Origin of the sequence: uncultured Bacteroides sp. (assembly GCF_910578895.1) — a bacterium.
In the GTDB taxonomy this organism is placed as follows: Bacteria; Bacteroidota; Bacteroidia; order Bacteroidales; family Bacteroidaceae; genus Bacteroides.
Genome location: NZ_CAJTSC010000074.1, coordinates 1 through 12,660, shown reverse-complemented (window position 1 = coordinate 12,660; position 12,660 = coordinate 1). Strand labels below are relative to the sequence as shown.

Annotated in this window: 12 protein-coding genes; 5 read left to right on the top strand and 7 right to left on the bottom strand. The window is 44.9% G+C overall.

Going from position 1 to position 12,660, the window contains the following annotated elements:
- Positions 1 to 169: 169 nt before the first annotated feature.
- From murI to ribD, 7 genes are all read right to left on the bottom strand, one after another.
- The gene (gene murI / locus QZ327_RS13265) at positions 170 to 1,009 is read right to left on the bottom strand and encodes a glutamate racemase (RefSeq protein ID WP_294620052.1); all 840 of its coding nucleotides are present in this window, start codon (positions 1,007 to 1,009) and stop codon (positions 170 to 172) included.
- A gap of 327 nt (positions 1,010 to 1,336) precedes the next feature.
- On the bottom strand, positions 1,337 to 1,843 hold the full coding sequence (locus QZ327_RS13260) for an OmpH family outer membrane protein (protein WP_294620050.1): 507 nt from the start codon (positions 1,841 to 1,843) through the stop codon (positions 1,337 to 1,339).
- Positions 1,844 to 1,900: 57 nt separating this feature from the next.
- Positions 1,901 to 2,416, bottom strand: a complete 516-nt coding sequence (locus QZ327_RS13255) for an OmpH family outer membrane protein (RefSeq protein WP_294620048.1) — start codon at positions 2,414 to 2,416, stop codon at positions 1,901 to 1,903.
- Positions 2,417 to 2,441: 25 nt separating this feature from the next.
- A complete protein-coding gene (bamA, locus tag QZ327_RS13250; RefSeq protein WP_294620046.1) occupies positions 2,442 to 5,081 on the bottom strand; it encodes an outer membrane protein assembly factor BamA in 2,640 nt (879 codons plus the stop codon).
- Positions 5,082 to 5,132: 51 nt separating this feature from the next.
- Positions 5,133 to 5,867, bottom strand: coding sequence for an isoprenyl transferase (locus QZ327_RS13245; protein WP_294620044.1), 735 nt, complete (start codon positions 5,865 to 5,867; stop codon positions 5,133 to 5,135).
- Between the two features lie 79 nt (positions 5,868 to 5,946).
- Positions 5,947 to 7,278: a DUF6242 domain-containing protein gene (locus QZ327_RS13240; protein WP_294620042.1), complete on the bottom strand. Its 1,332-nt coding sequence runs from the start codon at positions 7,276 to 7,278 to the stop codon at positions 5,947 to 5,949.
- A 137-nt stretch (positions 7,279 to 7,415) separates the two neighbouring features.
- Positions 7,416 to 8,459: a bifunctional diaminohydroxyphosphoribosylaminopyrimidine deaminase/5-amino-6-(5-phosphoribosylamino)uracil reductase RibD gene (ribD, locus tag QZ327_RS13235; RefSeq protein ID WP_294620040.1), complete on the bottom strand. Its 1,044-nt coding sequence runs from the start codon at positions 8,457 to 8,459 to the stop codon at positions 7,416 to 7,418.
- Positions 8,460 to 8,514: 55 nt separating this feature from the next.
- Between ribD and prmC the strand changes: the two genes are divergently transcribed.
- From prmC to argH, 5 genes are all read left to right on the top strand, one after another.
- Positions 8,515 to 9,351 (top strand): peptide chain release factor N(5)-glutamine methyltransferase, encoded by an 837-nt coding sequence (gene prmC / locus QZ327_RS13230; RefSeq protein ID WP_294620039.1) that lies wholly within the window; start codon positions 8,515 to 8,517, stop codon positions 9,349 to 9,351.
- Positions 9,348 to 9,827 carry a regulatory protein RecX gene (locus QZ327_RS13225; protein ID WP_294620037.1) on the top strand — a complete coding sequence of 160 codons (480 nt, stop codon included), beginning with the start codon at positions 9,348 to 9,350 and terminating at the stop codon, positions 9,825 to 9,827. The genes prmC and QZ327_RS13225 overlap by 4 nt, the downstream gene beginning before the upstream one ends.
- Before the next feature lie 78 nt (positions 9,828 to 9,905).
- Complete coding sequence (pyrE, locus tag QZ327_RS13220) at positions 9,906 to 10,544, top strand: orotate phosphoribosyltransferase (RefSeq protein ID WP_294620035.1); 639 nt, start codon at positions 9,906 to 9,908, stop codon at positions 10,542 to 10,544.
- A gap of 96 nt (positions 10,545 to 10,640) precedes the next feature.
- Positions 10,641 to 11,051, top strand: coding sequence for an SRPBCC family protein (locus tag QZ327_RS13215; protein WP_294620034.1), 411 nt, complete (start codon positions 10,641 to 10,643; stop codon positions 11,049 to 11,051).
- 38 nt (positions 11,052 to 11,089) lie between these two features.
- Positions 11,090 to 12,430, top strand: coding sequence for an argininosuccinate lyase (argH, locus tag QZ327_RS13210; RefSeq protein WP_294620032.1), 1,341 nt, complete (start codon positions 11,090 to 11,092; stop codon positions 12,428 to 12,430).
- Positions 12,431 to 12,660 lie beyond the last annotated feature (230 nt).

The following is a 12,660-nucleotide window of genomic DNA, read 5'->3' as shown; positions in this document are numbered from 1 at the left end:
GTTTTCCTCTTTTTATTCGTCACATAGCCCGCTATGCTCCTCCTGAAAATAGAAAAACATCCTCGCAAAGAACGCTCAAAATAATGCTGAACAAAATGTAAACAGGCTCTTTGTTTTACAAATATAACAAGTTTCTCCGGTTTAATGTTCTGTATCAGGCAAATTGTGCTTACAGTTCAATGCGCTGCACCGTTACCGCTTCGTTCAGGAAGACGGATGCGGACTCGATGAATTTCTCTTCCGCTTCGGTGGTATAGTAGGCGCATTTGCCGCCTTGGGTACATTTGGCGTCTATTTCGGGATGGCGGTGAAGATAATCTTTCAGGCTGTCCGCTACCAATTTGCCTTGCGACACTATGGTGATGCCGTCCGGCATGTATTGCCGGATTTTGGGCAGCAGTATCGGATAGTGCGTACAACCCAGGATGGCGGTATCTATCTCCCGGTCTTTGGCAAGGAGCTCGTTTATGTATTTGCGGATGAAGTAATCCGTGCCGTCGCCTTGCGCCTCGTTGTTCTCTACAAGCGATACCCATAAGGGGCAGGCTTCTCCGCTGACTTTGATGTCGGGAAAAAGTTTATGTATCTCCAACGGATAGGATTCGGACTTGATGGTGCCTCCCGTGGCAAGAACTCCGACGTGGCGGCTGCGGGTTATATGGCCGATACATTCCACGGTGGGACGGATGACGCCCAGTACGCGGCGTGCCGGGTCAAGATGCGGCAGGTTGTTTATCTGTATGCTGCGCAACGCTTTGGCGGACGCCGTATTACAGGCAAGGATGACAAGATGGCAACCCATTTCGAACAGTTTGGTGACTGCCTGCAAGGTGAACTCGTATACAACTTCGAACGAACGTGTCCCGTAAGGGGCGCGGGCATTGTCGCCCAGATAGATGTAATCGTATTCCGGCAAGGCTTCCCGTATTTTACTCAAGATGGTGAGCCCGCCGTATCCGGAATCGAATACACCGATAGGACCGGGACTGGAAGGTAGTTTCTGTTTCATACAATCTTTCTGACGCTAAGAGTATAGTGTACGGCAAAGATAATGCAAATTGTGAGGATGGGGCACAGATTGTACAGGATTTTACGAATCGGCGAACTGATTTCGTAAGTTGTTTTTATGCGGCTTCTTTTTTCATTGCACTTGTCGCCCCAATTGTGGTGGCCTTGATATCGAAGAGTTTGGGGTGGAATGGGAGGATGAAGGGATGTGAAAGAAAAGGTGTGTGTCAAAACCTTGACAGAATGATACGACTGTCGGAGTTTTGACACACACCTTTTCGATGATTTCCTCGTTTAGAGGTATTATGCGGTCTGTTTAATACCGGTGTTATTTGATGCCGAGTTGTGTTTTAACTTTTGCGGTCACGTCTACACTCTGTGCACCTACGTAGGGTATCGGAGTACGTGCCAAGTCGAAAATATAGACTACGCCTTCAGCCTTGCCTACGGCTTGGATGGCATCATCCAGCTTTTTATAGATAGGAGCCATGGCATCTTGCTGTGCCTTTTGCATAGACTGATAAGCTTCTTGCTGGAATTGTTCCTGGCGTTGTGCCATATCCTGCAACTCTTTCTGACGTCTTTCTGCGATGTTTTTCGGCAGTGAGTCGGCTTGAGCCAAGAATTCCTGATACTTTTTGTTGAACTCTTCCTGTGTACGTTGCATTTCTGTCTGGTACTCTTTGGACATGGCTTCCAGGTCGGCTTGAGCTTTTGTGTATTCCGGCATGGTGATGATAACTTCTTGAGAGTTCATGTGAGCGAATTTTGTTTGCGCCATAGCTCCCAGAGGGAGAGCAAACATTGCTACGAGCAGTGCGATTTTTTTAAGCATAACGTTTATTGTTTATTTTGAATGATTATTCCTTGTATAGGATGCAAATGTATGAAATTAATTTGAATATCCTAATTTTGTAAGCACTTCATTGCTTATGTCGATACTTGGAGAAGCGAAGATGATGCTTGATGCGGATGCGCGGTCTACGACTACGGCATAACCTTTCTGCGTGGAAATCTCTTTTACCGTCTCGTAGATTTCATCTTGGATGGGCTGCATCAATGCTTCGCGTTTCTTGAACAACTCACCTTCGGGACCGAAGTATTTGCGGCGTAATTCTGCCGCAGATTTCTCTTTGGCAACAATCTCTTCTTCTTTCTTCGATTTTTGCGCTTCGGAAAGGGTTTTGATAGACGCCTGATAACTGTCATACAAGTTCTTGGCTTGCATGCTCAATTTCTCGACCTCGCTTTGCCATTGTTTGGAAGTCCGGTTCAACTCATCGGTCGCACTTTGGTAGGCAGGGATATTCTTTAAGATGTATTCCATGTCGATCAGGGCGAACTTTTGTGCATTGGCTGTTATGCCTGCGGCAAACAGCAGAAACATGATTAATAAACTCTTTCTCATAACGTTCTGGTTTTAGTTAAACAAATTAGAACTCTTGTCCTAAGATGAAGTGGAATTGGCTACCGCCGTAATCACTTCTTCCGAATACTTTGTCGAAACCGTAAGCCCAGTCGATACCCATCATACCAATCATCGGAAGGAAGATGCGGACACCGATACCGGCAGAACGTTTCAAATCAAACGGATTGAATTTGTTTACATCTTGCCAAGCGTTACCGGCTTCAACAAAAGTCAACGCATAAATGCTGGTACTTGTTTCCAACATCAACGGATATCTTAATTCCAGACCGAGACGTGTATATGCGTAGCCTTCGTATCCATAAGGAGTAAGAGAACTGTTTTCATATCCACGGAGGGCAACACTTTCTGTTGCATAGCTGGAATATCCCGTCATACCGTCGCCACCCACATCGAAGGTCTCGAACGGAGATTTCTTATACTTGTTGTAATGTCCTAACAAACCGAATTCCACGCGTCCCATTAATACCGGAGTGCGTTTTACATTAATAGGATCCATCAACGGGATGTATATCTTTGATTTGAATTTCCACTTGTGGTATTCTATCCATTTATGCATTTTGTTCATGTCGTTCTGGTTGCTGGTACTGTACTTGCTGTAGTCTGTACCGTCGAACAATGAGTAGGGCGGCGTCAATTGTGCCGACAGTGAGAACTCGGAACCTTGGCGCGGATAAATGGGGTTGTCGATAGAACTGCGTGACAAGGTGAGGTTCAGACTCAGGTTGTTACACTTGCCGTTGGTAACAGGGAAATATTGCCAATCGCTCAAGATATAACGCTGGTAGGACAACTCTGCCGTGAATTGGAAGTAGTCATCCGGCCATTTCAGACGTTTACCGAACATTACCGCCAATCCCCACATCTGGATAGACTTGTCGGGGTCGTAGTAGTTTTCGTAGTTGTTATAATTACCGTAATTGTACATGCCGTAACCGTACATGCCGCTATAATAACTGTTGTAATAGTTGTTCATGTATGCCGAGTTGTAGTAGCGGCTGCTGATATCTGTCTGACGAGAGTAGAATGCGGATACGGAGAATGCATTCGGACGCTTGCCGCCAAACCACGGGTCGTAGAATGACACACTGTACGATTGGTAGTATTTGGCATTGGTCTGTCCGCTGATGGTCAATGTCTGTCCGTCACCTTGCGGCAGGATACCGCGATAGTTCTCACCCGGATGCAGGAGATTGGCAACGGAGAAGTTTGTGAATTTCAAACTCAATTTACCGATAATACCCGTTTGTCCCCAACCGGCAGAGAATTCTACCTGGTCGTTTGCTTTGGAAACAAGGTTGTAACCGATATCAACCGTGCCGTCTTCCGGTTTAGGCTGGATGTCCGGTTGGATTTGTTCCGGGTCGAAGTGTCCCATTTGTTGGATTTCACGCATGGAACGCATCAAGTCGTCGCGGCTAAACAGTTGTCCCGGACGGGTACGAAGTTCACGGCGGACTACGTTTTCATACAAGCGGTCGTTGCCGTTGATGCTGACTTTGTTGATGGTAGCCTGGCGACCTTCGAAAATACGCATTTCCAAATCAATGGAGTCGCCTACGATATTTACTTCTACGGGGTCGAGCGAGTAGAAGAGGTAACCGTTGTTGTAGTAGAGGTTACCGATTGCATCTTCGTCTGTACTGGTACGTTCTTCCAATAACTTTTGGTTGTAGACGTCACCTTTTTTCATACGGAGCAAGAAATTCAATTGCTCGGAAGGATAGAGGGTATTGCCGACCCAAGTTACATTACGCAAATAGTATTTCTGTCCTTCTTCAATCTCCATGGAAATATCTACAGTACGGTCATCGTATGGCTTGATGCTGTCTTTGACAATCATTGCATCACGATAACCCAACTCGTTGTACTTGTCTATAATCAGTTGCTTGTCGGCTTCGAAATTCTCTTCAACGAATTTTTTGGTGCGGAAAAGGTTGAGTAGCTTGCCTTTTTCATTCGTCTTCTTCATCACACGTTTTAGCTTGTTGGTGGTGATGGCTTCGTTGCCGGTAATTGTAATCTGGTGTACTTTTACTTTTTCCTTTTTATCGATATTGATGTCCACCAAGACTTGATTGGCATTATTCGGATCGTCTTTTTGAGTGATGATGACATCGGCATTTTTGAAACCCTTATCGTCGAAATAACGCTTGATAAGCGTTTTGGCACGGTCTATCAGGTTAGGAGTGACCTGGTTTCCTTTTATCAGGCCCACTCTGGCTTCCAAATCTTCACGTTCCGATTTCTTCACACCGTGGTAACGGATGTCAGACACGCGGGGACGCATTGTCAGGTGAATTGTAAGCCAAATCCTGTCGCCCTCAATCTTGTCTGCGGTGATTTGTACATCAGAGAACAGACCATGACGCCAATAACGTTTACAAGCCTGCGTTATTTCATCACCGGGAACGGTAATTGTCTGCCCTTTTGTTAATCCGGATAAACCGATGATTACATAATCTTCATAATTCTTGGCTCCAACCACTTTTATGTCCGCTATTTCATACTTTTTAGGTGTACCCGAATAAAGAATGACAGGCTTTTCGGTTTCATCGGTGTTGTTGATGTCCTGCGCCGCGCTGGTAAGTACACAGCTGAAGAGGCAGATAAACGTTACGAGTATGGAGAAAATACGATAGTGCATCTTTTTATTTACTGTTTTACAATTTACTATTTTATAATTTGTGTTTTTCGATTAACTGATTTGTTCACTGGTTTTCCCGAACCTGCGTTCACGTTTCTGATAATCTGAAATGGCTTTGCGAAGCTCCTCGACACGGAAGTCCGGCCAGTAGGTGTCGCAGAAATACAATTCCGAGTAAGCACATTGCCAAAGCAGGTAATTGCTTAGGCGAACTTCTCCACCCGTACGTATCAATAAATCCGGGTCGGGCATGAAGTTGGTGGTAAGATGCCGGAATAGCAGGTTATCGTCTATCTGTTCGGGTGTCAATTCGCCTTTTTGCACTAAAGCTGCAATCTGACGGGTGGCTTCCGTTATTTCCCAACGGGCCGAGTAACTGATTGCCAATACTAAAGACATCCCAGTGTTGTTTGAGGTATGCGCTATGCAGGTCTCCAAACGTTCCCGTACATTGGCGGGCAACTTGGTCAAATCTCCAATAACCCGGAAACGGATATTGTTCTTCATGAATGTCTCCTCTTCGATAGAATCAAAAAGAAGCGTCATTAATGCAGCGACCTCATCAGAAGGCCGGTTCCAATTTTCGGTGGAGAACGTATACAATGTCAGATATCTGATGCCTAATTTCGATGCTTCTTCTGCAATAATATGCACGGTCTCAGCACCGGCTTGGTGTCCGTAACAACGTTCTTGCTTGCGTTGCTTTGCCCAACGTCCGTTGCCGTCCATGATAATTGCCACGTGTTGCGGAATTCGGCCTAAATCAAGTTCTTCTTTATTTAGCATCTTTCTATACTTACATCTCTTGTCTTGGTTAATTTTTATTTTACACCTTAATTATATAAGGAAAACCGAAATAATAAGGTTATTGCGCTTGTGCGGGCATCAGCCTGTTTAGATGTCCGCGCCAAACTGCATTTGTTTTTCCGTCACCGCCGAAGATTACCCATATATAAGGGCTGTCTACCACAATGGAGTAGGGGGCGGATATCCCTGTCATCTTTTCATCCAACAGGAATTTCCGTTTCGTTTCGCGCCAGGATATACCGTCTACGGAAGTATATATGGCATCAAGCTTTTTATCTTCTTCGCTACCGAAAATGTAGTAGTTGTTGCCGTAGTACATTAAAACGGGGTTGGCGAATTTGGGGCAATATACATCGTAGGAACTGGTATTTGCCAATGAGAACCACTCTTTGCCATTGGCAGAAACCCAGGGGACGGTTTGTTTCAACCGGTCGTTACCGGTATTGCCTACTACCATTACTTGGGGTTGATAGTTGGCAGTGAAATTGGCTGAATACAGGTCCGAGGTCGGGAAATCGGGGTCGTTGGGCATTTCTTCTTTGGGGCTTGTGCCATCGTCCTCGGTAGTATAAACACCGTTGACGGTGATAACTGTAAGTACATTCGGGAAACTTGCTATCAATGCCTGGACATTGTTTCCAAGATTAACCTCTTTGTCCCATTGCGCTCCGTCTAAAGAGGAGTAAACAGTGTTGTCTGCAACGATATACAACTTCTGCCCATTGTCTTTGTGTAGAACCACAAGGGAATTTAATCGGGCATTGGCAGGGAAAGAATTGTTTGTGTATGCTACTGTTTTCCAACCATAGTCATTTTGCTTGGTAGATGTTTTGTATGCTTCGTTCTGCGCGAACACCCATAATTCGTTATTGAATAATACCGCTTTCTGACCGCTTGTAGGAACAATTTTGGGAAGGGCGGTACTTTGCTCGTTCCATACCAAAGAATCCGGGTCTTGGCGGTGCAGCCTGATTTCAAGAGAATATTCGTTTACCGTAACGCCATCCGGTGCGTGTACTTTAAACTTCATTCCGCCTTTAGTGTTTACTGCTTTTCGGAGGTCTACCGAATCCGCTTTGTTGAATATCGTATCACCGTTGATGTTCATTTCATCTTTCGATGTAATCCAGCCGCTTACGGTGAATGTGTCAATTAAGATACGGTCAATAATCGTATCTGCTCCAATGGGCAATGAATCTTTGTTGTAGATTTCTCTGTTTAGCTGGTCTATCGTGAATTTATAATATCTGCCGTACACGGCATCAATGCCAAAAGCGTATACTGTTGCATCGGAACTTAGTTCCATCGTCTCTTCCGAATCGAGGCACGAGCTTATAGCGATTGATACAAAAAGAAAACTTGCGATTATTGTTAAAAACTTTATTCTCATTTGATAGATAGTGTTTATTTACAAGTTGCAAAAATAGGAACATTTTTTTCTATAAAACAGCTTTGTCGGCAAGTTTTATATAAAATTATAGATAGTAGAGCGCTCTTTTTTGATAAAAATGCCCTTGAATAAGGCTGTTAGCCCAATCTCATGGCTGTGTAATGTCGAAAACTTCTACCGAAATATTGTTCGCTGACACAGGGCTCTTTATGACCTATTTCAGGTGCTTTAACACCTGAAAACAGCATTAAAGGACTTTCTTCAACAAAAATTTCATCCCACAATTCCGCATTGATAAAAGATTGCAGCAAGACGCTTCCGCCTTCGACCAATAATGATTGCAACCCTTGTGTATATAAATATTTCATGATTTGCGGCAGTGCATTTTGGGAGAAATCAATAGGGATGTATTCAATGTTGGGCTGTGGCGGATGTTGCTTCTCCGTGAACAGGAGTGTACGGAAATTTCCATCGAATAAATGCAGTGCAGGAGAGAGGCGCATCTGCCTGTCTATCGTTATCCGTACAGGTGACCGACCGTGCCAGTTGCGTACTGTCAGGCTGGGATTGTCCAGCTGTGCCGTGTGTGTGCCTACCATGATGGCACCATGCTCTGTCCGTTTTTTATGCACGAGCATGGAAGTCAGCGGACTGGATAAAATGGCAGGTTTTCCATCCTTACGGCATTTGTCAATGTATTTATCGGCAGATTCCGCCCATTTCAGGGTAATGTATGGACGATGTAGGGTATGGAATGTGATAAAGCGCCGGATTAAGTTTTTGCATTCCTGCTCCAGTACCCCGACTATGACTTCCCGTCCGGCATCCTTCAGCTTTTGGATTCCCCGTCCTGCAACTTTGGCAAAAGGGTCTTGGCAGCCTATTACGATACGGGGGATTTGTTTCTCTATGATGAGGTCGGCACAGGGCGGTGTTTTTCCATAATGGGAACAGGGCTCCAGGCTGACATAAATTGTAGAGCGCTTTAGCAGGGTGGAGTCTTTTACGGAACGTATTGCGTTGACTTCGGCATGTGCTTCGCCGCAACGTACATGATATCCTTCACCGATGATTTTTCCGTCGCATACGATTACCGCACCCACCATGGGATTGGGAGCTGCATTGCATAATCCGTTTTGAGCCAATTGTATGCAGCGGCGCATGTATTTTTCTTCTTCCATACTTTGTATAACTCTTGAACTTCCACTATTTTTGCAACCCGAAATGCCGAATGTTATGAATATCCCCGTCTCCTATATCCGGTGTGCCTTGCAGGAACGTTATTCTGCACAAGAGGCTGCCAATTTATCCCGCATTGTCTGCTGTGAAATGTTGGGGCAGACTACGGTTGATTATTATTTGGGCAAAGATATAATTTTATCCCCAAAAGAGAAGCAGGATTTGGATGGCATTCTCGCCCGTTTGCATAAATTTGAGCCGATACAGTATATACAGGGGAGCGCCCGTTTTCTGGAACGTTCCTATCTGGTGGCTCCCGGTGTGCTGATTCCCCGTCCGGAAACAGAAGAATTGGTGGAAATGATGATAAAGGAGATTCCTGCTGATGCGCATATCCTTGACATAGGAACGGGAAGCGGATGTATTGCCGTTTCTCTTTCTAAGGCTTTTCCTGATGCGGGAGTGACGGCTTGGGACATTTCGGAAGAAGCCTTGCTTATCGCCCGGCAAAATAATGACAGGCTCGGAGGGAACGTCCGTTTTCTCCGGCAGGATGTATTTGCTTATATGCCGGATGGCAAAGAACATTATGATGTGATAGTCAGCAATCCGCCTTATGTGACAGAATCGGAGAAGCAGGCTATGGAGCGTAATGTGCTGGATTGGGAACCTTTCTCTGCGCTGTTTGTTTCGGATAGTGACCCGTTGCTTTTTTACCGGCGAATTGCGGAATTGGGTAGGGGCATGCTTGTCCCCGGTGGCAGGCTTTATTTTGAAATAAACCGGGCTTACGGGGAAGCTACGGCAGCAATGCTTTGTGGACAGGGATATGTCAATCTACGGGTCCTGAAAGATATTTCCGGAAATGACCGAATTGTAATCGCAGAACGATGATAGAAATTACAGAAACAGATGCTTTGAACCGTTTGGCGGCTTATTGTTCCATAGCGGAGCATTGCCGTGCGGAGGTGACGGAGAAATTACAGCGTTGGAGCATTCCTTATGATGCCATAGACCGTATAATCGACCGTTTGGAACAAGAGAAATACATAGATGAAGAACGCTTTTGCCGCGCCTTTATCCACGATAAGTATCGTTTTGCCAAATGGGGGAAAATAAAAATCGGACAGGCGCTTCAATTGAAGAAAATCCCGCAAAGGGTTTACTGCCGGTACTTGAATGAAATAGATGAAGAGGAATACCTTGCCGTTTTAAATGGTTTGTTGGTGGCAAAACGTAAAAGCGTTCATGCGGAAAACGAGTTCGAGTTGAACAACAAGTTGGTGCGTTTCGCCCTGAGCCGGGGATTCGAAATGAAAGATATTCGTCGTTGCCTTGCGCTTTCGGACGAAAATGACGGATTGGAATGAAAATTATCCGTATTCTTTTTTTTATTTTCGTTAGCTTTCCGTATTTTTGCGGCATATTTATCATAAGTTAGTTTAGCTATGAAAACTTTAGAAAGATTGTTTGCAGAGAAGTTGCTGAAGATTAAAGCGATTAAACTACAACCCGCTAATCCGTTTACTTGGGCATCAGGATGGAAATCTCCGTTTTACTGTGATAACCGTAAGACCCTTTCGTATCCTTCTCTCCGTAATTTCGTGAAATTGGAAATTACACGTCTGATTCTGGAACGTTTCGGTCAGGTTGATGCCATTGCCGGTGTTGCCACGGGGGCTATTCCTCAGGGAGCATTGGTGGCTGATGCATTGAACCTGCCATTTGTATATGTACGCTCTACTCCGAAAGACCACGGTTTGGAGAACTTGATAGAAGGCGAACTTCGTCCTGGCATGAAAGTGGTAGTGGTGGAAGACTTGATTTCTACCGGTGGAAGTAGTTTGAAGGCCGTTGAAGCTATCCGTCGTGACGGATGTGAGGTAATCGGTATGGTTGCCGCCTATACTTATGGATTTCCTATCGCCGAAAAAGCATTCAAGGATGCTAAGGTTCCTTTGGTGACATTGACCAACTATGAAGCCGTGCTGGAAGTTGCTCTTCGTACAGGTTATATTGAGAAGGAAGATGTGGCAACGCTGAATGAATGGCGTAAAGATCCTGCACATTGGGAAGCCGGAAAATAAGACTTATTTTATATAATGACAGATTATGACGAAAGAGCCATTCGGATAGGCGTACTGTCCGAATAGTTCTTTTTGTCTTTTAAAGACTATTGGATTATGACGAAATTTGAAAGTTCGGTAAAGGTGATACCGGCTTCACAAAATCTTGTTTATGAGAAGCTTTCAGATCTTAGCAATCTGGATAAGGTAAAAGACCGCTTGCCGCAGGATAAAGTGAAGAATTTGAGTTTTGATGCGGAAACATTGTCGATAGAAGTGCCGCCGGTAGGGAAAATCGTATTGCAGATTGTGGAGAAAGAACCATGTAAGTGTATCAAGTTCGCCACAACCACTTCGCCGTTGCCGTTCAACTTGTGGATACAGATAGTACCTCTTACGGAAACGGAATGTAAAATGAAACTTACCATCGGCATGGAGTTGAATCCGTTCATGAAAACGATGGTACAGAAGCCTTTGCAGGAAGGATTGGAGAAAATGGCTGATGCGTTGGCGATGATACAATATTAAAACTCATATATTTATATCTCGACTTATAACTCTTTATTATGGCTCAGAAACTTTGGGAGAAGTCCACTCAGGTAAATAAAGATATAGAGCGGTTTACGGTGGGACGTGACCGTGAAATGGACCTGTATTTGGCAAAGCACGACGTGTTGGGTTCTATGGCGCATATCACGATGCTGGAAAGTATCGGTCTGCTGCAAAAAGAAGAACTGTCTCTGTTGCTTGCGGAGTTGAAAAATATATACGCAGCTGCCGAGCACGGAGAGTTTGTGATAGAAGAAGGTGTGGAGGATGTCCACTCGCAAGTGGAGTTGATGCTGACCCGTAAGTTGGGCGATGTGGGAAAGAAAATCCATAGCGGACGTTCGCGTAACGATCAGGTACTTCTGGATTTGAAACTTTTTACCCGTGCCGAGATAAGAGATATAGCTGAAGCTGTGGAGCAGCTTTTTCATGTGCTTGTCATGCAGAGCGAGCGTTATAAAGATGTGCTGATGCCGGGATATACCCACTTGCAGATTGCGATGCCATCATCTTTCGGATTGTGGTTCGGTGCTTATGCCGAAAGTTTGGTAGACGATATGTTGTTTTTGCAAGCCGCCTTTAAGATGTGCAATCGCAATCCGTTGGGTTCTGCTGCCGGATATGGGTCGTCTTTTCCGTTGAACCGTTCGATGACCACTCGGTTGTTGGGCTTCGATTCGTTGAACTATAACGTGGTGTATGCCCAAATGGGGCGCGGCAAGATGGAGCGTAATGTGGCTTTCGCTCTGGCAAGTATTGCAGGTACGATTTCCAAACTTGCGTTCGATGCTTGCATGTTCAACAGTCAGAACTTCGGTTTTGTGAAATTGCCTGACGATTGTACTACCGGCTCCAGTATTATGCCGCATAAGAAGAATCCGGATGTGTTCGAACTGACGCGCGCCAAGTGCAACAAGTTGCAATCACTGCCCCAGCAGATCATGATGATAGCAAACAATCTGCCTTCCGGTTATTTCCGCGATTTGCAGATTATCAAGGAAGTGTTCCTGCCTGCTTTTCAGGAGTTGAAAGACTGCTTGCGGATGACCACTTATATCATGAACGAAATCAAAGTGAACGAGCACATCCTTGATGATGATAAGTATCTGCTTATTTTCAGCGTGGAAGAGGTAAATCGTCTGGCGCGTGAAGGCATGCCTTTCCGCGATGCTTACAAGAAAGTAGGGCTGGATATCGAGGCTGGCAAGTTCTTCCACACTAAAGAGGTGCATCACACGCACGAGGGAAGTATCGGTAATCTTTGCAACAATGAAATTTCCGGTTTGATGGAGAAAGTCATAGACGGCTTTAATTTTGAGACCATGATGCAGGCGGAAAAGGCATTGCTCGGGCTGTAATTACGGTTAGTTAACTTCTTATGGTGTACGATGTTAACTTCCTTCATTTAGGATGTTAACTTCTTAACGGCAATTCAGTTAACATCGTGCATCCTACTTAGTTAACTTTTTTCCATTGAAAAGTTTGGCTGTAACGGGGAATCTGTTTATCTTTGCATCCGTTCTCCAAAAACCTGCGGAAATAGCTCAGTTGGTAGAGCATAACCTTGCCAAGGTTAGGGTCGCGAGTT

What these genes read in the sequence shown, in the direction of transcription:
- murI (WP_294620052.1), bottom strand. Translation starts at nt 1,009, where the DNA reads ATGAAACAGAAACTACCTTCCAGTCCCGGTCCTATCGGTGTATTCGAT.
- QZ327_RS13260 (WP_294620050.1), bottom strand. Translation starts at nt 1,843, where the DNA reads ATGCTTAAAAAAATCGCACTGCTCGTAGCAATGTTTGCTCTCCCTCTG.
- QZ327_RS13255 (WP_294620048.1), bottom strand. Translation starts at nt 2,416, where the DNA reads ATGAGAAAGAGTTTATTAATCATGTTTCTGCTGTTTGCCGCAGGCATA.
- bamA (WP_294620046.1), bottom strand. Translation starts at nt 5,081, where the DNA reads ATGCACTATCGTATTTTCTCCATACTCGTAACGTTTATCTGCCTCTTC.
- QZ327_RS13245 (WP_294620044.1), bottom strand. Translation starts at nt 5,867, where the DNA reads ATGCTAAATAAAGAAGAACTTGATTTAGGCCGAATTCCGCAACACGTG.
- QZ327_RS13240 (WP_294620042.1), bottom strand. Translation starts at nt 7,278, where the DNA reads ATGAGAATAAAGTTTTTAACAATAATCGCAAGTTTTCTTTTTGTATCA.
- ribD (WP_294620040.1), bottom strand. Translation starts at nt 8,459, where the DNA reads ATGGAAGAAGAAAAATACATGCGCCGCTGCATACAATTGGCTCAAAAC.
- prmC (WP_294620039.1), top strand. Translation starts at nt 8,515, where the DNA reads ATGAATATCCCCGTCTCCTATATCCGGTGTGCCTTGCAGGAACGTTAT.
- QZ327_RS13225 (WP_294620037.1), top strand. Translation starts at nt 9,348, where the DNA reads ATGATAGAAATTACAGAAACAGATGCTTTGAACCGTTTGGCGGCTTAT.
- pyrE (WP_294620035.1), top strand. Translation starts at nt 9,906, where the DNA reads ATGAAAACTTTAGAAAGATTGTTTGCAGAGAAGTTGCTGAAGATTAAA.
- QZ327_RS13215 (WP_294620034.1), top strand. Translation starts at nt 10,641, where the DNA reads ATGACGAAATTTGAAAGTTCGGTAAAGGTGATACCGGCTTCACAAAAT.
- argH (WP_294620032.1), top strand. Translation starts at nt 11,090, where the DNA reads ATGGCTCAGAAACTTTGGGAGAAGTCCACTCAGGTAAATAAAGATATA.